We start from the raw sequence: 19,758 nt of genomic DNA, 5'->3' as shown, positions 1-19,758 counted from the left end.
AAATTATTATGATTTGCTACGATAATATAATTTATATCACTATAGCTTTTGGATTTGTACTATTAAATACTTTTTTTGTTATAGCTAAATTTTCATTAGTTAATCTTAGAAGTTCGCAAGTTGAGATTTTACGCAATAAAAAAACACTACAAAGGTAAAATTCTTATAAGATATATTATAATTAATATTTATTTTTCTGCTTGCATGCTCTGGATTACATTGTAGCTTCACTAGGCTTGGCTGTGTAGGTGATGCTAACTTTTCTAGGCTTATCGAACCATTGCGGGTATTTTTAGATATTGCATCACTAAAACTTTCAACATTTATTGCATTTAAGACATATTTTGCATTTATATCATTTTTTATATAGTCATAGGTGAGCTTATGCCAAAATATATGGCGATTAGACAAACTGAGAGATTATCATTACTGACATGCATTTTTTGTACATATTTTATTGGGTGCTGTTTCCCCATTTATATGAGTATTTAAATGCTACAATAGACTTTTAGAGCTTTTAAAACTAGACTCAGTGCCGAAGCTGAGTATGGTTATACCCTACAGATGAAATTAAAGTGATTCTAAAAAGTAGCTATCTTAAACCTCTAACAGAATAACATTGAGATATTTTGCTAAGAATGGTTGAGTTTGCTCATTTACATTCTATATATAAAATGTTACTAATCAAAGAAATGATCGGAATAGATTACGATTTATCTAATCGTGATAAACTTTAGATTATCAAAGATGTTTTGATATACAAGATATTTAGTTTATCAAAAAGACAAAAATATCATTGGTTTTATTCATACAAAAGATATTTTATGTGCTTTAAATACCAAAGCTAGCAAAACAAGATTTACGTCCAATATTAAAAATATCATACCATGATTGCTTAATAGATGTGTTACACAAATTCCAACAAGGTAGGCTACACTTTGCTTTAGTTTATAAGAAAAATCAACTTGTTGGCTTTATCACTCTAGATAATCTATTGCTATACTAATCGATCGGTAGAATATATGATGAGTTTCATTTGGTAAAAGAGCTATGGATTACATTAGCCATTAATATATTTTTGATAAAGGCTAACTTGCCAGTATATGCGATAGAAAGATTAGTAGATATAGATTTATCAGAATATCCTGCTTGATACTGTTTTAGCTGAGGAAATCTCTACTAATACTGTCTGGCAGCGTGATAAATTTATACTTAAGACGTATTGATTTGATAATGGTAGCTTAAAAGATAAAAAATAATAACTAGCAAAAGTTATTTAGCAAAAAAGTATAATACTATATTGCAAAAGTTTTAATTTTTAAGTTATAAAAGCTAGGTTTTGGCTAGAGAATATAATTTCATCCTGTTTAATATTATTTGCGTTTTTTCATCTTTTTTAGTTATAAAATGCAGCAATTAAGATATTTGTTATAGTTGAGAAGAAGATTTAAGCTAGTACAGCAGCTAGATAAAAAATATCTCAATATATTTTGACAGGAAAATTTAATCATATATCTGTAGGTAATTAGTGACTTTTTACAAGCAAAATCATCAAACTCAAAGCTAGTTAAGTTTGTTGGTATAAATAAAAACTTTGGAATTATGGTTTATAAAGAAGTAATAAAATATGGCACAATGTTCTAAAAATTATCAGTAGTTTTACTAGAGGTTTTACTTTAGTAGAGCTTATGGGAGCAGTTACTATATCAGCTATAGTCAATAGTTACCGCTGTAAATATTTGTTTCTCAGCAAAACATAATTATCAAGAGACGGAACAAGATATTAAATATTAGTTACCAAAAAATATTTTATGATGCGATAATCAATCCGGAACTATCATGTAAGTATGGTTAAATAAAACAACAATATATAAATACAACAGCAGATAATCAAGAAAATGCTAATTTTATCTGTAGTGGTTCAGATATTAGAATAGGCAAAATCTCTGAAATAACAAATTTTATCAAAGACACTTTGGATGAAAAGTAAAGGTTTTTTGTATCAATATGATACTAACTATATAATCGATAAAGAGTGAAAAATCATTCACAAGCTTGGCTTCTTCAAGGGCGATAAATTTGAATTTATCTTTAGCTACTAGCGATTGCATAGCAGTGATTATTTAGTACTTTGTAATAATGATTATGTTTATATTGTCAAGGTATCGTGATTGATAAAGATAAAAATAGAGTTAGTAATTGTTGCCCCTGCTAATTAATTTGATAGAGGTGATTATGTCGGTAAATTTAGTATCCAGATATTCTACATAGCAGCAACACATGATCTCAAAGTTTCACAAAAAATAAATTTATTAACTGTATATGGTATTAGTAGAGAAGGTTCCGCTGCTGCTGTGGCATATCAACTTGTAGATGGAGTGTATGATCTTAATATAAGTTATGCGCTAATTGATAAAGATAACTTAGCTTTGAGATATATAACTTTAGATACAGATCTTGATTATTTAAAAACTAAAGCTCTGAAAATATCGTTTAGATTAAATGAAATAATTTTGTTATAGAGAATATGAAATTAAAAAAATCCACAAAACTATTAGGTTTTTTACTTATCATCTATAATGATATTTAGTTTTGTTGTCTTAGTAACTGTATTAAGTTTTGTCTATGTGGTTTTTTAGGTATCAAAAGTTTAACTTAACAAGAAGCTGTGATAACAGCAGAGCAATAATATATCTAAGATATATTTGCCAAATGCTCAATCAACATAGATAAAACATAATATTGTGGCATTTTTTTGAAAATTTATTTAAAAGCAGCTTAGCTATTTTCTCTAATACATATGTTGATGTTTTACTTTATAATGTATAACCTTCTACTATAAGTAACGATATAATCCATAGATTATTTTTATAAAGGCAATCTTAAGTTAACAAAAGATATTATCTATAAAGATCTACCTCAGCATTCAATTGATTAATTATGATTTGGAGTTTGTACCAATTGATGTTCCATATATTGATATAACTAAAGATGAATAATACACAGCAGTTTTATCACCTAAATCAAGAGTAACAAATCAGCAATAATCAGCGTGGATTTATTGGTGTTATCGAGAAAGAATATGATTTGATATTAGTATCGCTAAATGATGGTAAACCCAAAGTTATAAGTTAGGTGGTTTTAATATAGCTAAGGATTATAAAATTAATATTGATTGACAACTTAACAAAGGTTGTTGACAGTTATTATTAGCTATATGTTATGGTGAGATTTATATATTTTAAAGATGACACTTAATGAGTTTATCAATAACTTTAACAAGGGCGATACTAGATTTATAGACACCTGTAGAGGTTGTTGATTCACCAGTAAATATTGTTGCATTGAGCTGTATTATCAGCATGATAATTTACAGCCAAGTTTAGTTGTATTATCAAGGCGTAATGATAGTGCTTGTAGAACTAGCATAATTGTAGAAGATATTGAGTATGACAACTTTAATAATAATTTATAGAGCTTCAGTAAAAGATGCTATAAATGATTTAGGAAAACTTGATGATGTTTTTCATGTCGAAGCTCTAGATTCAAGTTATACTTTAGAAAAAAGTCCACTATATGTATTCGTAGGATTTATTTTGACTATGGCTGTGCTGCTCATAGCAGTTGTAGTAGCCTTAGATGTTTTAAATAATATTCAGCAATATTTTAATTAGGTCTATAAAAATTTTCAGCACTAAGATTTTTTCCAAAAAATATTAAAATTTGGTTATACTGGTAGCTTATAATTATAAAATTCAAAAGATGGACTTTTTACTTTATGATTTTTTATAACTCTTTATCTGGCAAAAAAGAAGAATTTAAACCGGTTGAACCTAAAAAAATCAAAATGTATGTTTGTGGTATTACAGTGTATGATGATTGTCATATTGGACATGCTCGAACAAATATTGCTTTTGATGTAATTAATAGATATTTTAGGTACCGTGGGTTCGATGTCACTTTTGTGCGAAATATCACAGATATTGATGATAAGATTATCAAAAGAGCTAATGAAAATGGTGAGTCTATTAGCCAGTTAGTGGAGAGGACTATTAAGTCAATGTATGACGCTTTTGATAAGCTTAATATTCTTCGCCCAACAAAAGAACCAAGAGCAACACAGACTATTCCTGAAATGGTAGCTATGATTGAAACTCTTGTGGAGAAAGACTTTGCTTATCAAGGAGTAAATGGCGATGTCTTTTATCGAGTGGCTAAATTTGCTGATTATGGTAAGTTAAGTAAGCAAAATCTTGAAGCACTAGAGCAGGGCTCAAGAGTAGGTGTTGTAGAAGAAAAAGAAAATCCAATGGATTTTGTACTTTGGAAAATGTCAAAAGAAGGTGAGCCAGCTTGGGAATCACCATGGGGAGCAGGTCGCCCTGGTTGGCATATAGAGTGTTCTGCAATGGCTAAGAAACTTTTAGGAGATACTTTTGATATCCATGCTGGTGGTTCTGATCTTAGATTTCCGCATCATGAAAATGAGATAGCTCAATCAGAAGCCTGCAATGAATGTACTTTTGTTAATTACTGGTTACATTCTGGTATGGTAAGAGTTAATGCTGAGAAGATGTCTAAATCTTTGAATAATTTCTTTACAATTAATGATGTTATAGAAGAGTACCACCCTGAAGTTGTGAGATACTTCTTAGCTTCAACTGTTTACAGAAGCGAGATTAATTACTCAAAAGAGAATCTTGATAATGCAAGAGCATCTGTTGAGAGATTATTTAATGCTCTTAGAGATATCGAGCCAATTGAGGTAAATCTTCCTGATGATGCTAGTGAGTATGAAGAGAAATTTATCAAAGCTATGGACAATGACTTCAATACTCCAGAAGCTTTGACTGTTTTATTTAGCTTAGCTAAAGAGATAAATACTCTTAAAACAACAAATAAATATAAAGCTAGCGGCTATGCTTTCTTATTACGTAAGCTTTGTGATGTATTGGGTATTTTATTTACTGATATCGAAGAATATTTTAAGCAAGGTAATAGTGTCGATGTTAGTGTAATTGAAGAGCTTATAGCTGAACGTGCTCAAGCTAAAAAAGCCAAAAATTATGCTAGAGCTGATGAGATAAGAAAACAGCTTCAACAGCAAGGAATAATATTAGAAGATAGTGCAACTGGTACTATATGGAAGAAAGGTTAATAAATGTATAGTCAAGAAAAACAACAAGATATTATAAATAATTTACATACGATCAGAGATTATATCCGTTGGTCAATTTCTGAGATGACAGCAAATCATGTGTATTTTGGACATGGCTTAGATTCGACGTGGGATGAGGCTGTGCATTTGGTACTTAGTGCTATAAATGTATCACATGATATTGATAGCAATATGGTTGATTCAAGACTTCTTACAGAGGAGAAAAAAACAATTATCGACTATGTTTATCAAAGAGCATGTATGCGTAAGCCACTACCTTATATTCTTAAAAAAGCCTGGTTTGCTGGTATGGAGTTTGATATTGATGAGAGAGTTATTATTCCACGATCACCAATAGCTGAGCTTATACGCAATGAATTTTCACCATGGATTAACGATATTGATGATGTCACAAGTGTGCTTGATTTATGTACTGGTAGCGGTTGTATAGGTATTGCTTGTAGTAATGTTTTTGAAGAGGCGAACATAACTTTGGTCGATATCTCTGATGGTGCTTTAGCAGTAGCAAATCATAATATCAAAAAGCACCAATTAAGTGATAGTAGAGTCAAGGCGGTTAAATCTGATTTATTCAATAACCTTCAAGGACAAAGGTTTGATCTGATAGTTTCAAATCCTCCTTATGTTGATAAACAAGATTTAGATAGTATGCCACAGGAATATCATTATGAGCCTAAGCTTGCTCTGGAATCTGGAGATGACGGTTTAGATCTTGCAAAAAGAATCATTCTAGAGGCAGATCAGTATATGACAGAAAAAGGTATTTTGATAGTTGAGGTTGGTAATAGTCAATATGCACTAATGGAGATGTGTCCAGATATTCCATTCACATGGGTAAGTTTTGCTGATGGTGGTGATGGAGTATTTTTACTTACTTATGCTGAGTTAGTCAGGTATAAAGATTCATTTAAAAAATATTTCCAAAAATAAAATTTATATTATAATCTTTCCAGAATCTATTATTACTGAACTTAGCATATGTCTAATGATCCTTTTAAGAAGATATTCTCTGATGAAACAGTCGTTTTAATAATCTATCTTTTTGATGTAATGTCGCAATTTCTACAGATAGCTTTATACCATCATTGTGCCACATATTGTTGAATATTTTCAAGCATCCGCTAAAGATATTAAGCTAATAGTAGGAGTATATTTCTTTTATATGACCTGCTTGATGTTTAGGCTTTGGTTACTTATCAGATAAGTATGGGCATAAGCTGGCGCTATTGGCTGGGTACTTAGTTTTTTGTGTTGCAAGTATTTTGTGTATAATTTCCCAATGAAACGTTCGATTAATGGAGGTATCATTCAAGTAACTATTGGTTGGCGTGGTAATTTTGCCTTACACTCAATAATGGTGCTAACTATTACAGTTTAAATTGTAAAATATTTACATCTTTAAAAAGCTATTCTAAAAGTAATTATAAAGTCTTAGAAGCATACAAAAGGAGTATTTAACCTATAAGGTTTTTGTTCTAAACGCTATATTTAGTAGTTTAGCATTATAATTGGTTTTTATCTTTGCAACACTTTCCCCTTTCTTCTTTCAGATTAAACTAGGTTTTTCTGCTGTTGAATATTCATTTATTATCTGCTGAAGTAATTATACCTTCAGCAATATTTTTAATATTATTTAAAAATGCAATCAGTAGATCATATATAAATAAGGTTATAATTTGTTGTGGTTGTTTATCAGTTTTAAGTGGTTTATGACTTGCTTTGTCATATTTTATATTTGGCCTAAATACTCTAGTTATCTTAGTATTGTGTGCTTTTTATTAGTATTTTGTAGTAAATTTTCAGTATACAGCTACATATGGTATATGCTTAAATGGACATTAACATTTAGGTAGGTGTAGCATCAGCGATATTTGGATTTATACAAATAGCTGTCACAACTGTGTTTCATTATTGCTTGTTTCAACTGTGACTTTGAGTAACCAAGTTGTTTTTGGCTTTTTAATAATAGTGCCCCCATTGTTAATAGTAATATTTAAAATTATTGATATTTAAAAGTACAATAAGTTACATAGAGTTTGTCTGTAACTATTAGATAGAAGACAGCTTTCCAATTAGATCTTCAAAATGTGTATGATCAATAGGGTGTATGATATATAGTAAAGATTATGAAAGGCATAACTAGAATTATTAAACTCCTAAAACCAATTCTACAATACTCAAAAGCACCGAAGCTCTACATAAGAATAACAAGAATTATATTTAGATGAATATTAGTCTCCACCTCAACAGTATTAGTAGCATGGTTAGTAGTACGAACACAATCATACCAAATATTCTTGCTTTAGGAGCAATCTTCCCCATACTAATCAGTGCTGTCATATAGTCAATAATATTAAACCATGTCACAATAAGTATCAGAGCAGGCTAGTTGTCAGAAAACATTAAGGAGCCAGCACAAATTAAAAGATGCTTGGCACTATGAGTGAAAGCAATACAATAAAGATTGAAGACTGTTATACAAATTATTTACACTTGCAAGTAGTTTGGACTCTATAGAAGTTAATAATTATGTAAATAAAGATAATAACATTCCGTAAGTTGATATAATGCTATTATGAATTAGCCATTAAAAAACTTTAATTCCAGCAAGATATTGTGCTGTTGCTTGAGCTTCTGTAGATATCATTAACAAGATACCACAAACCAGTTAGCACAAGCAAATAGCATTGCAAAGATATATTATGTTATAACACGCTTGATCTTGTTGTAGCACCTCTTACTGGAAATACTGATGCTAATTTCACCAAACATAATCCGACCACATCATTAATCATAATCGCAGCTAATATCTAAGCTAGGGAAGCCCAATTTCCTGCTGTTTTTGCTGTAAGTTGTGCGCTAAATAGCCAGCCTGAATCCAACCATTTATGTCACACCAATAAGGATTGCACTTAATTTTTATTATAAAAAAATCCTATATTTAAAATACCGATATAATTTAACTACATGCATAAGTAGTCCTGATTGGCAATATAATCTCTAGCTAAAAATACTAAAGAAATTAGTAGTTTGAATATTCTAGCTTTAGGATAAATATATTATTGAGGCCTATTAATTATTTACGAAATAGCTTTTAAAACTATTGTTTTAAAAGACAAGCTACTGGTCATGTTAATAACGAATTTAATTCTGAGCTTGAGTCTTAAAATTAGGTTTATTTTTAGGCTCGATTTTTAGATTAGTATTGATACTAGGATAGAAATTAATGCTAACTAAATATGGTGGTGTAGGATTACTAAAATTATAATTATTAGATATCGTCGTAGCAGAAAGCTGTAAAAAGCTAAAAAAGAATATCAAAAAGTATAGTTTTTTTATATTGAGTAAAAAAGTAAATTCAAAGGAGAAAATTTGAGAGCTTCCCTAAAAGGATTATCGATATTCTTAAGATGATTTTGTCACTACTTTATAATGGATTTTATTAACCATTTCTAATGGTTTAAGTTTTTTATCAAGAGTTGTTTTTTTATAAAGCGCTAGCCACTGAGTAATTATGTCTTTGAAAACTTTACTAGACATAGTTTATGAGATTTTATGATCAAAGCAGATTTGATTATAAAAATGCTTAGGCATACAGAAAATATGTCTAACTATTTCATTATTAGCATTTTGTTCTATTTTGATATTATCAGTTTTTGCAAAATCATTTAGGTATAAAGCCTTGAGAGTTTCAATATTTAAGAAATTCTTTGAGAAATTTTGGTTGAAGTCTATTTGTGTAGCACTACTGTTATTATTAGAAAGGCTTAGAGAATTGCTTGGTCAAAAACTTCTGTTAATTTTTTTAGCTGTGGAGAAAATATATTATTTTTATTGACTTTATTTACTTCATTTAACCACCAATTAATTTTACCATTAGCTACTTCAAGGTTGTTATAAAGTTATGTACATAAAATTATTTGTGATTTAAACTGATCGAGTAAATAAATTATCTGCTGTTTACCAGTAGCTAACTTGCGGTATGCAAAGTAGATTATAATGAAGGAGGGAGATCATTATGGATAGTTTAAATAGTTGTATTGCATCTTTATATCTTTCTAAAAGCTATAATATAGTTAACATCAGCGCCACTACCGAGTTTGAAATTATTTGTAAGTGGGTTGTAATGCACACCTATTATCTCTAGTGCTGTAAAACCATATTTCTCTGCTGTTTTTATTAGTTCATAAGGTTTGATAAATTTGTTATAGTGATGTGTGCCTTGAGGTACCATTTTCAGAATATACTCAGCAGCAACGATTGATAACAGATATGATTTAAGGTTTCTATTTAAAGTAGAGGCAAAAAATAAACCATTTTTTTTTATTAGCTTTGCGATCGAAGCTATGATACTCTCTGGGTCTGGAACATGCTCTAACATTTCCATACAAGTTACAATGTCAAAGTTTAAATTGCCTTGTATGACAAAATCTTCTACAGTTGAGTTTATGTAGTTAATTTTGAGCTTATTCTGCTTAGAATGCTCGTTGGCTATACTTATAGCTTGTGAAGATGCATCCAAACCATAAACATCATTGCTATTTTTTGCGAGTGACTCACTAAGTATACCGCCACCACAACCAATATCGATAATTTTTTTATTATTAAGATCGGTAAATTTCTTGATAAATTCTAATCTTAGTAGATTAACTTGATGTAGAGTTTTAAATTCACCATTAGGATTCCACCAACTACTAGCTAAACGAGAGAATTTATCAACTTCATTATTATCTATGTTTCTCATATAATTTTGAGAGTTGTAATATTATTCCCTAAATAATATCAAAGATAAACTACTAAGAAAATTTTTATTAGAGTTTTATACACTAATTTACTATAATAGTTCTTGTATTTTTTGCAAACCTAAATAAGAGAATAATTTCGATGAAACTAAGTGCTAAGTCTGCTTTACTATTATCAGTATTAAGTGCGACTTTGAGTAGTTGTTCGAGCTGGAAAACTAATATTGATAATCGTGATCCTTTTGAGAGTTATAATAGGTCAATTTATGCTTTTAATGATAAGGTTTATGAGACTTTGACTCCTGCTGCTAATGCGTACGATAAAGTTGTTCCTGACTCTTTCAAGAGTGGAATATTCAATATATTCCAAAACTTAGCTGAACCTGCTAGAGTTGTAAATGATATGTTCCAATGTGAATGGGATTATGCTGGTGATGATAGTTTTAGATTCTTGATAAATACTACTTTAGGTATAGCAGGTTATTTTGATGTTGCTGATAGTTGGTTTAATAAACCGATGAGATATCATCAAAGTTTTGCTGTTACATTGCATAAATGGGGTGTATATAGTGATAATGAAACATCACCTTATGTAGTGTGGCCTCTTATTGGTCCAGGTACATTAGAGGATATTACTACAGGGGTTGATGCTTTATTTAACCCGTTAACTTATATATTTTTCTTTGCTCCTGTAGCTCCTGCGATAGCTTGGGGAGTAAGTGTCGGTACAACAGGTGCATATTATGTTAACCAAGGAGTATCTTATTTGCCATCATATTTAAATCTGAAAGAAGTATCTATAGATCCTTATATAGCGATGAGAAATGCTTATCTACAAAACTACGATTATGGTTTGGCTAAAGTACTAAAACAACAGTTAAACAAAGATAATGCAACTATTCAGACTGACCAAGCAGTATTAGGTGTACTAGGATTAGATAGTGATAATGTCAATGCACAAATTGCTACTACAGGTGGTATTAAGGTCAAATCTTCAGAGCCTCCAGTTATATTAAAGAGTAGTATTAGTAAGATTAATAAAGCTTCACAAGTTGAAGAAGCCTTAGCTAATGTTGATAATGATGATACAACACAAAGTAAGGCTATTGAGCTAAAAACAGAAGTCAGAGACGCCAAAGCAGACCTTCCAGATGCAGACTCCCCAGCATCAGCAGTTTAAACTTTAGCGGAGTAGGGTTAGCTTTTGATTTATTGATATTCAAAAAAAATTTTTCACATACTAAGTAAAGTTTATATAGCGTATCTTTAGTTTATATTAGTAGTATTTTAGCTCTATAAAAATCAAGGATAGAAAATAAGGAAGAAAAAAATAAAAAACTTATTTAGCTTCATTAGTAGCTATAGTTTGCATCGCTATAGCATGTAGCTCACCAGAAAGGATATATTTATTTATTTTTGAATAGACTAATTGTTGTCTTTTAACTTTACTAGGCATATCATTAAACTCTTCAGCAATTATAGTTGCTGAGAAGTGTACATTATCATCGCTTTGAACATCTGCTGTACAGTTTTTTAGTGAATTCTCTAAGATATCCTTAAGTTGTTCCTTTGTCATTTTTTCTCCTGATATATTAATCAATATATTCTTCTAAAATAGTTTTAGCACCATGTACCTTTGCTAAAGCAAGTGTCTTTTGGTCAATATTTTTAAATATGATTTGTATATTATTTTTTTGAGCATATTTTATATATTCAATTATAAGTGATAGGCCTGCGCTATCAATCCTATCACATTTGGCAAAATCGATAATCCAAGTTTTATCTAATTTTTTTAAGTTTTTTCTAAAATGTCTATATATATCAGCAACGGTTTTAAATGTTAAATCTGCTTCTATAGTCCATTTATTATTATCTACAGTTATCATTGTATATTTTGAAGATTATAGTTTCCATCTAAAAGTTTAGGATATGTTTTTTCTTTAATCCTAGTTGTGACTTTTTCAGCAGCTTTTATCATTTCAACAATATTTGGATATTGTGCGAATTGTTGTTGATATGTTTTTAGGATACTAACACCAGCTACATCAAAGTCATAGATATGCCATTTATCATCTTTTTGGAACATTTTTACAGCAAAATCTGAACTTTGATTATTATATATGTTTGTAATTTTACCATTTACGATAACAATTGGCTTGTTCTCCCAGCTTATATCATTTTTATTAAAAGGTAATAATGTAAGTTTATATTTACCAGCATATGCAACATTTTTAGCATACATGAATGCCAGCATCTCTGTAGCTGAATGTATGAACTGTTTTTGTTCCCTTGGTGTTGCTTTTTTCCATTTTGGAGTTCCAACAACAAGCTGAGCAATTACACTAGGAGTAACTACTGGAATGATTTCGCGATCAACAAGGCATAGCAGCTTGTATGGATTTTGTTTATACTCATCGACATTTTTTATAAGTTTGTTTTGGGTTTTTACAATGGTTTTGTTAAGCATATCAACAGGGTTTTCTATTGCCCAAGCACTTGAAATTGTTAATCTTATTAAAGATAAAAAAACCAAAATTTTACGTAGCATAACCGAAAGCTCTCAAAGTTAATTTATGGCCCTAGATTTAAACAAAAAATATATTTATAAAGCGGTAGTTTATTATTCTTTGTTTTTATCATCATCTTTGCCTGCAACAAAAGTATTAATTAAAGATCCTAAATCAATTGCTGATTCAGTATTTTCTAATGGTATTACACATCCTTGATGTAGATATTTACCTTGCTCTGAGGATCTATTAGAATCAGCTATACTAGCTATAGCCATTATATCTTCACTAGGTGAGCTTAAGGCAACATAATTATCACCTAAGATTCCTGACATAGCAATTGATGCAGAATAATTAGCAGGGATTTTTTTGTCACTATTTATTGCCATAGTCACAACAGCCATAAAGCCATTATAGTTCTTTTCAAGAGTGATTTTAGTTACTCTGCCAATCTCTACTCCAGCTATTTTTACAGAAGCATTTGTGCGTAATGAACCTACATTTTTAAATTCTGCTGTAATGGTATATTCATGTGTATTAAATGTCTTAAATGATGTACCACTGACTTTGAGTGTTAGAAATAATAGACACAGTATTCCTACTATTATAAAAATTCCTACTGAGGTCTCAAAATATTTGTTCCTCATCAAACTCCTCCAAACATAATCGATGTTAAAATAAGATCTACACCCAAAACACTCATACAGCAATAAACAACGGTTTTTGTAGTAGCTTTAGCTATGCCGTTTGAGTCTGGTATACAATAATAACCTTGGTATAAAGCTATCCATGCAGTTATAAAAGCAAAAACAACGCTTTTTATAATTCCATTAGATATATCTGAAGTTGTAACCGACGATTGTATATTGCTCCAAAACTCTCCGTAGCTAATTCCTAAAGCTGCCTCTGCAAGTATGAAACATGCAAGTATAGCAACAGTTGCAAAGATAAGTGCTAAGATTGGACCACTTATCATACAAGCCCAAAACCTTGTAGATAATATAAATCTAATTGGATTAACATTCATAACCTTGAGGCTATTGATTTGGTCGGTAGCCTTCATTAGTCCAATTTCTGAAGTTATTGAACTACATGCTCGTCCAGCAAAAAGCATCGCTGTAACTACTGGTCCAAGTTCTCTAAGCACACTAAGTGCAACCATAACTCCTAATAACGAATGGGCTCCAAATTTTGATAGGGTATGGTAGCCCTGTAAGCTTAAAACTAATCCTATGAAGACACCAGATGTAAATATAATAATAATTGAGTTAACTCCAACAGCCTTTATTTGAATAATACAATCTCTAATAATTAATTTACTAATAAGTATTCTAATTATTAAGCTAAGAGATTTTACTAAGTTATATATCAAAGAGAGTGTAAGAATATATACTTTGCTGAATATTGTCACAAACTATCTCCTTAAAAGCTCTTTTTTTAAAAAAAAATCTTCTAAATCATTATGGTTATCATAATTATGATCCAATAAAAAATTTCGTATCTGTTGATTTTTACTGTTTTTTATATTTTTCAGCGAGTCGCTAGCTATAATTTTTCTATTGCCTACTATAATAATGTGATCAGATATGCTCAAAGACTCTTGGATATCATGTGAAACTATTAATGAAGTCATATTTAAAGATTCGTTTAAGGTAGATATCAATTCTAGTAATTTATTAAATGATGCTGGATCTTGCCCTGTAAAAGGTTCATCATACATCATAATATCAGGATCCATGGCAATTGATCTTGCAAGAGCTACTCTACGCGCCATACCACCAGAAAGCTCGCTTGGCATCATATTAATTGTATGTGCTAATCTGACAGCTTGAAGCTTTAGTAGTACAATATTTCTTATAAGTTTTTCATCAAGATTAGTATTTTTACGTAATGGAAAAGCTATATTGTCATAAACACTCAAATGAGTAAAAAGGGCACCTGACTGAAAAAGAAAGCCCATTCTGCAACGTAGTTTTTCTAGTTGGGTTTCTTTAGTGTTTTTCTCAATAGTTGTACCATTAATATAAATTTTACCAGATGCTGGTTTAATTAGTCCAGCTATGAGCTGCAATATGGTAGTCTTACCAGCACCAGAAGGTCCTAGTATTGTAGTTATTTTGTTAGCAGGAATTGTAAAAGTAATATTGTCATAAATGCAGTGGCTACCTCTATAAAAAGAGACATTTTTGAAATTAATATTACACATTATCAAAAATAGTATTAGTTAAAAGGAATATTAACTTCTATGGTTGAATTTTTGCTACTATCTTCGACTTTTAGATCAATATCTCTAATATTTTCTTCAGATAAAGCAACATATTTTTTAACAACTTCAATTATTTCATCTTTTAGTTCTGCAAGTAAGTGGCTACTTATCTTAGAAGATCTTGGATGTAACTCATTTCTTTGGTGAGCAACGATGATCTGTAGCCTTTCTTTAGCTACTGAAGCACTCTGTTGTTTTTTACCTAATCCAAAAAGTTTAGTTAGCATATTATGATTTACCTATCAATTTTTTGAAGAAACTGGTTTTTTGTTCAGTATATCTCATTGGTACATCTTTACCAAGCATTCTGTCTACAGCATCGAAATATGCTTTGGCGGCAATAGAATCATTGAAATGTGTGATTGGGTGACCACTATTTGAAGCCTCTAGTATGTCTTTAGACTCTGGAATAATACCAACGATAGGCGTATATAGTATTTCACTAACATCTTCAGCTTTAAGCATTGAACCAGCTCTTGCTCTAGCTGCATCATATCTATTAAGAAGTAAATGAATCTCTTTAAATTCACCTTCTCTTTGAGCTTTAAGAGTTTTGCTAGAAAGCATACCCAATATTCTATCAGAGTCTCTAACAGATGAAACTTCAGGATTTGTTACTATAATTGCAGCATCTGCACATCTCATAGCCATTAGTGAGCCTTTCTCAATACCTGCTGGAGAATCACATAAAATGATATCAAAAGAGTTCCTTAATTCTTCAATGAGTCTATCAACGCCTTCTTCAGTTAGAGCATCTTTATCCCTAGTCTGTGATGCTGGAATAATGTATAAATCATCGATTCTTTTATCTTTGATAATAGCTTGGTTGATAGTTGCTTCTTCTCTGATAACATTTATCAGGTCATATACAACTCTTCTCTCGCACCCCATTATAAGATCGAGGTTTCTTAAACCAACATCAAAATCAATAACCACTGTTTTAAGGCCATTTTTAGCAAAAGCATATGCAACAGCGGCACTTGAAGTAGTTTTACCAACACCACCTTTGCCAGAAGTAACTACAAATACCTTGCCTTGTTTTTTTTCACTCATTTTAGCCTAAACCTCTTCCATTTAAATTTTTTTAAAAAAATTAAAAACCTTCTATATGTATCTTATCGTCTTGTAGATAGACTATATATCCATCAGTGTTAGTATTTTCTACAGGTATGCTTTCATTATTTAGTGTGACATACTTACCTGCTATTGATACTAGTTCTGCTCTTAGGTCCTTACAAATTATTCTAGCATCTTTGTTACCAGAACTACCAGCAATTACTCTCCCCCCAATTCTACCATACACAATAATGCTGCCATCAGCAATAATTTCAGCACCATTATTGACATTTGCAGTAACAATAACATCACAGTCACGTGCATTTATCGATTGACCAGTACGTACTGGGGTAGTAACAATTTTAGCAGCAGTAAAATTTTTGTCCTCGTCGACATTAGTCTCTTTGGATTTACCACTTTTTAAAATATTATGGCCAGCTTTAGCTAATTTTGTTTTTAGTTCTCTGTTGCCAACAACAAATCCTATAGGAATCATTCCGTTAGCTTTAAAGGTGGCGATTACTTTTTCTAAAAAGTTAACTGAGCACTTCTCATTTTGATCAATATCGCGAATATCAATAGCAAAAGGGGTATTATGAAAAAATGATTTAGATTGAGAAATTTTTGAATTCAATAAACTCTCAATCTGAGTAAATTCAGTTACATTAATGTTAATAGCACTGATAGTATAACTACCACCTTTAAAATGAAAAGCTTGCTTCATATGTAAGGCCTTAAGATTAAGCAGGTTATCTCCATTATTTTATTTTAGCTTCTTTATACATTACATGCTTGCGAACTATTGGATCATATTTTTTGATTTCCATTTTGTTAGGCATTTCTCTTTTGTTTTTTGTAGTAGTATAGAAATGTCCTGTTTTCACAGAAGAAACTAATCTGATTTTCTCTCTCATGGTATTTTCCTTATTAAAAAGCTTTTATTAAATTTTATGACCTTTAGCTCTAAGATCGCTAAGAACAGTTTCAATACCTTTCTTGTCGATGATTTTCATACCTTTAGAGCTAACTTTTAGCTTTATGTATCTGTTTTCACTTTCTACCCAAAATCTATGTGTGTGAAGATTTGGTAGGAATCTTCTTTTTGTTTTGTTTTGAGCATGTGAAACATTATTTCCAGTAGCCGGTCTTTTACCCGTAACTATACAAACTTTAGACATTTAGAAACCCTCCCTGGGCAAATTTTATTATTTTTACACTAATATCTCAACGATTTTATTATTTTTTGGTTTAAAAGTAAACCAGTGATATTAAAATAAGTTTTGTTGTTTTGTCATAGATTTCTGAATATATGTTGTTATAGCTGAAGTTATTATCTCCTTCGAATAGTTCACTAGGGCTTGGATTATTATTGCGTACAAGAAGGTGTTGTATCATTATCAACTTCGAATCATTATAGTTATCATTTGCTTAATCAGAACTACTTTGTTGATTTTGTTTCATCGTGCTAGAATCAGATTTTGCAAGAGTTGATCCTGATTTGAGGTTTGTTTCTTTAGGAAGATATAAATCGCCGGTTTGACCACATGCGCTGAGTAATAAAATTGCCGCTATTATTGAGATTGCAACAAATTGTTTGTTCATAACTTAGATAATAAATAATAAAGGTATTGATAACTTAGAATTTAACAATAAATGTTTGATTTGGCAATTTAAATTATGTATTTAAAACACTAAAATGCTAAAATTTTAATTAGTTTACTTGTTGTTAGATAAATCTTATGAGGTTTGTTAATTTTAGTGGGGTCAGTGAAGCAACTATCAAGGCATTATCTAAATATAATTTACATAATCCAAATGATCTATTAACTATTTTCCCAAAAGACTATAAAGATACCCGTGTTATAACGCCTATTAATTGTCTTGTTGCAGGTAAGAAAAGTTTGATCCAAGGACGAGTTACTAATGTTACATATAAAAAAATTGGTAAAAAATTTTTGCGCTTTAATGTCAGCGATAATACAGGTTTTTGTAGTGTAATATTATTTAGATTTTACACTAATCAGATAACGATACTTGAGAAGTCTAAGTATGTACGCTGTTATGGTAAGGTTGAATTATCTTTAAATCCACAAATGGTTCATCCAGAATGGGCTATTGTCAAAGATGGTGAAAGTGCTTTGAAACTACGATTTTCAGCCGTTTATCGTCTTAAAAATATTCCTGATAGATTGATTTCTAGGATTATTTTGAAAATGTTGCAAGAAAATAAGGTTACAAATATTATCCCCGCACAGCTGTTGCGCAGGTTTAATTTAATCAGTTTTTATAATGCCTTGTATTATGTCCACGCTTTGACAAATTCTGTTGATGAGAGACACTTAAACACAGCGAGATTTTCTATTAAATTTGAAGAGATGCTTGCTTATAAACTAGCTGAGCAAAATATTTGTAAAAACACTGTAAAAGCGCAAGCACCACAACTATATTTAACGAAAATACAGCAAAACGAATTTTATAAAAAGTTACCATATCAACTAACTAGTGTTCAGCAGCGAGCAATCAAAGAAATTCTTGATGATATTAAACAACCTAAAGCGATGAATAGACTTTTACAAGGTGATGTCGGAGCTGGTAAGACTATTGTTGCAACTATGGCAGCATATGCTGCAGTTAAATCTGGTTATCAGGTTGCTATAATGGCGCCTACTGAAATTTTAGCTGAGCAACATTATAGTTTTCTCTCTCAATTTCTAGCTAATTTTGATGTAAAGGTCGTCCCATTATTAGGTAAATTATCAGTAAAACAAACTCGCGAAAGTTTAGGGAAAATCAAGCATGAAAAATATTGTGTGATTGTTGGTACTCATGCGATTTTTCAAGAGCGAGTAGAATATGCCAACCTAGGTTTAGTAGTTGTAGATGAACAGCATAGATTTGGTGTTGAGCAGCGTTTAGCATTAATAAATAAGTCATCATCAACTACTAGCAATCTAACACCACATCAATTAATAATATCAGCAACACCTATTCCTAGAACTTTAGCAATGACTTTATATGGTAATCTCAAACTATCGATTTTAGATGAGTTACCACCTAAGCGTAAACCAATAGTTACAATTGTGTTAAATAGAGCTAAAAAACAGAATTTAATAAAAAAGGTTAAACAAGCAGTATCACGCGGCGAGCAGGTATATTGGGTGTGTCCATTAGTTGAAGAGTCTGAAAATATGGACTTTTTGCAAGATGTCAAAACCTTATATCAAGAATTAATTGAAGCTTTGGGTAAAGAAAATGTTGGTCTTGTCTATGGTAGTATGAAATCTAAAGATAAAATAGAGGAAATGGCTGCATTTAAGGCTAAAAAATACGCAGTACTTGTGGCAACAACCGTTATAGAGGTTGGTGTTGATGTACCAAATGCAACTATTATGATAATAGATAATGCTGAAAGGCTTGGTATATCACAACTTCATCAACTTCGCGGACGAGTTGGTAGAGGAACTAAAGAAAGCTATTGTATTCTGCTTTATAGTGATAGAATTAGCGAGGTTGGCAAAAAGAGATTGTCATTAGTAAGAGAATCTCAAGATGGGTTTTACTTAGCAGAAAAAGACCTAGAAATTCGTGGTGCTGGTGATGTCCTTGGTAAGGAACAGTCAGGAATATCAACTTTTAAAACTTTTGATATTAATGAGTATTATGATAATTATGATAAAGTTCTAACACTTGCTAGTTTGATAGAGAAAGATTATCCAGAGCTAGTTGATAAACTAATTAAACGCTGGTTTGATAAAAGAGTAAATTATATGGAAGTTTAAGTTTATTTTAAAAAAATATTAATATCAACGCTTTATTATCACTTTAATTAAGTTTTGCATAAATGTACCTACTTAATAATATTCTTGATTATCCTGCTAGCGGCATTATGCTGTCTAGTTAATAAGTTACAATGGTTATTGGTGATTGTTATTACATACGAATGTAATGCTTAACTAGATCTTTTATCAAACCAGAATAACCATAATTTTATTGGCTTATGCTAAAAGA

Annotated in this window: 16 protein-coding genes and 7 pseudogenes; 8 read left to right on the top strand and 15 right to left on the bottom strand. The window is 30.7% G+C overall.

Going from position 1 to position 19,758, the window contains the following annotated elements:
* Positions 1 to 8: 8 nt before the first annotated feature.
* From FSC845_RS09510 to FSC845_RS09905, 6 genes and pseudogenes are all read left to right on the top strand, one after another.
* Positions 9 to 1,226 (top strand): annotated as a pseudogene (locus FSC845_RS09510) (CNNM domain-containing protein).
* Positions 1,227 to 1,625: 399 nt separating this feature from the next.
* Positions 1,626 to 2,522: pseudogene (locus FSC845_RS08475) on the top strand (PilW family protein).
* Positions 2,519 to 3,590: pseudogene (locus tag FSC845_RS09910) on the top strand (hypothetical protein); the annotation flags it as partial. The pseudogenes FSC845_RS08475 and FSC845_RS09910, both read left to right, overlap by 4 nt.
* Positions 3,591 to 3,778: 188 nt before the next feature.
* On the top strand, positions 3,779 to 5,158 hold the full coding sequence (gene cysS, locus FSC845_RS01165; protein WP_064461414.1) for a cysteine--tRNA ligase: 1,380 nt from the start codon (positions 3,779 to 3,781) through the stop codon (positions 5,156 to 5,158).
* A 3-nt stretch (positions 5,159 to 5,161) separates the two neighbouring features.
* Positions 5,162 to 6,109, top strand: a complete 948-nt coding sequence (gene prmB, locus FSC845_RS01160; protein WP_064461413.1) for a 50S ribosomal protein L3 N(5)-glutamine methyltransferase — start codon at positions 5,162 to 5,164, stop codon at positions 6,107 to 6,109.
* 48 nt (positions 6,110 to 6,157) lie between these two features.
* A pseudogene (locus FSC845_RS09905) lies at positions 6,158 to 7,192 on the top strand (MFS transporter).
* On the opposite strand, the pseudogene FSC845_RS09505 reads toward FSC845_RS09905, so the two are convergent.
* The 3 genes and pseudogenes from FSC845_RS09505 to ubiG all read right to left on the bottom strand — a co-directional run bounded on the left by FSC845_RS09505 (position 7,179) and on the right by ubiG (position 9,923).
* A pseudogene (locus FSC845_RS09505) lies at positions 7,179 to 8,086 on the bottom strand (hypothetical protein). The pseudogenes FSC845_RS09905 and FSC845_RS09505 overlap by 14 nt on opposite strands.
* A gap of 428 nt (positions 8,087 to 8,514) precedes the next feature.
* A pseudogene (locus FSC845_RS01155) lies at positions 8,515 to 9,225 on the bottom strand (hypothetical protein).
* A 2-nt stretch (positions 9,226 to 9,227) separates the two neighbouring features.
* Complete coding sequence (gene ubiG, locus FSC845_RS01150) at positions 9,228 to 9,923, bottom strand: bifunctional 2-polyprenyl-6-hydroxyphenol methylase/3-demethylubiquinol 3-O-methyltransferase UbiG (protein ID WP_064461412.1); 696 nt, start codon at positions 9,921 to 9,923, stop codon at positions 9,228 to 9,230.
* A gap of 140 nt (positions 9,924 to 10,063) precedes the next feature.
* Here ubiG and FSC845_RS01145 point away from each other — a divergent pair, with 140 nt between their 5' ends.
* Positions 10,064 to 11,101 carry an MlaA family lipoprotein gene (locus tag FSC845_RS01145; RefSeq protein ID WP_064461411.1) on the top strand — a complete coding sequence of 346 codons (1,038 nt, stop codon included), beginning with the start codon at positions 10,064 to 10,066 and terminating at the stop codon, positions 11,099 to 11,101.
* Positions 11,102 to 11,260: 159 nt separating this feature from the next.
* On the opposite strand, the gene FSC845_RS01140 is transcribed toward FSC845_RS01145, so the two are convergent.
* From FSC845_RS01140 to lptM, 12 genes and pseudogenes are all read right to left on the bottom strand, one after another.
* Positions 11,261 to 11,497 (bottom strand): BolA/IbaG family iron-sulfur metabolism protein, encoded by a 237-nt coding sequence (locus FSC845_RS01140; RefSeq protein ID WP_064461410.1) that lies wholly within the window; start codon positions 11,495 to 11,497, stop codon positions 11,261 to 11,263.
* 16 nt (positions 11,498 to 11,513) lie between these two features.
* Positions 11,514 to 11,807, bottom strand: a complete 294-nt coding sequence (locus FSC845_RS01135; RefSeq protein WP_064461409.1) for an STAS domain-containing protein — start codon at positions 11,805 to 11,807, stop codon at positions 11,514 to 11,516.
* On the bottom strand, positions 11,804 to 12,469 hold the full coding sequence (locus tag FSC845_RS01130) for an MlaC/ttg2D family ABC transporter substrate-binding protein (RefSeq protein WP_064461408.1): 666 nt from the start codon (positions 12,467 to 12,469) through the stop codon (positions 11,804 to 11,806). Before FSC845_RS01130 ends, FSC845_RS01135 begins: the two co-directional genes overlap by 4 nt.
* Positions 12,470 to 12,541: 72 nt before the next feature.
* Positions 12,542 to 13,075 carry an outer membrane lipid asymmetry maintenance protein MlaD gene (mlaD, locus tag FSC845_RS01125; protein ID WP_064461407.1) on the bottom strand — a complete coding sequence of 178 codons (534 nt, stop codon included), beginning with the start codon at positions 13,073 to 13,075 and terminating at the stop codon, positions 12,542 to 12,544.
* Positions 13,075 to 13,839 (bottom strand): MlaE family lipid ABC transporter permease subunit, encoded by a 765-nt coding sequence (locus tag FSC845_RS01120; RefSeq protein WP_064461406.1) that lies wholly within the window; start codon positions 13,837 to 13,839, stop codon positions 13,075 to 13,077. Before FSC845_RS01120 ends, mlaD begins: the two co-directional genes overlap by 1 nt.
* Before the next feature lie 3 nt (positions 13,840 to 13,842).
* The gene (locus FSC845_RS01115) at positions 13,843 to 14,634 is read right to left on the bottom strand and encodes an ABC transporter ATP-binding protein (RefSeq protein ID WP_064461405.1); all 792 of its coding nucleotides are present in this window, start codon (positions 14,632 to 14,634) and stop codon (positions 13,843 to 13,845) included.
* Between the two features lie 14 nt (positions 14,635 to 14,648).
* Positions 14,649 to 14,921 carry a cell division topological specificity factor MinE gene (gene minE / locus FSC845_RS01110; RefSeq protein WP_064461404.1) on the bottom strand — a complete coding sequence of 91 codons (273 nt, stop codon included), beginning with the start codon at positions 14,919 to 14,921 and terminating at the stop codon, positions 14,649 to 14,651.
* 1 nt (position 14,922) lies between these two features.
* Positions 14,923 to 15,747 (bottom strand): septum site-determining protein MinD, encoded by an 825-nt coding sequence (gene minD, locus FSC845_RS01105; protein WP_064461403.1) that lies wholly within the window; start codon positions 15,745 to 15,747, stop codon positions 14,923 to 14,925.
* Positions 15,748 to 15,787: 40 nt separating this feature from the next.
* Positions 15,788 to 16,474: a septum site-determining protein MinC gene (gene minC, locus FSC845_RS01100; protein ID WP_064461402.1), complete on the bottom strand. Its 687-nt coding sequence runs from the start codon at positions 16,472 to 16,474 to the stop codon at positions 15,788 to 15,790.
* Positions 16,475 to 16,508: 34 nt separating this feature from the next.
* Positions 16,509 to 16,664: a 50S ribosomal protein L33 gene (rpmG, locus tag FSC845_RS01095; protein WP_064461401.1), complete on the bottom strand. Its 156-nt coding sequence runs from the start codon at positions 16,662 to 16,664 to the stop codon at positions 16,509 to 16,511.
* A gap of 27 nt (positions 16,665 to 16,691) precedes the next feature.
* Complete coding sequence (gene rpmB, locus FSC845_RS01090) at positions 16,692 to 16,928, bottom strand: 50S ribosomal protein L28 (RefSeq protein ID WP_064461400.1); 237 nt, start codon at positions 16,926 to 16,928, stop codon at positions 16,692 to 16,694.
* A gap of 261 nt (positions 16,929 to 17,189) precedes the next feature.
* Positions 17,190 to 17,352, bottom strand: a pseudogene (gene lptM, locus FSC845_RS08465) (LPS translocon maturation chaperone LptM); the annotation flags it as partial.
* Positions 17,353 to 17,489: 137 nt separating this feature from the next.
* Between lptM and FSC845_RS01085 the strand changes: the two are divergent.
* A complete protein-coding gene (locus tag FSC845_RS01085; protein WP_064461399.1) occupies positions 17,490 to 19,529 on the top strand; it encodes an ATP-dependent DNA helicase RecG in 2,040 nt (679 codons plus the stop codon).
* Positions 19,530 to 19,758 lie beyond the last annotated feature (229 nt).

Source organism: Francisella persica ATCC VR-331 (genome assembly GCF_001653955.1).
Taxonomy (GTDB): Bacteria; Pseudomonadota; Gammaproteobacteria; order Francisellales; family Francisellaceae; genus Francisella; species Francisella persica.
The sequence above is the reverse complement of the archived record's forward strand: the minus strand, read 5'-3'. Positions and strand labels throughout refer to the sequence as shown.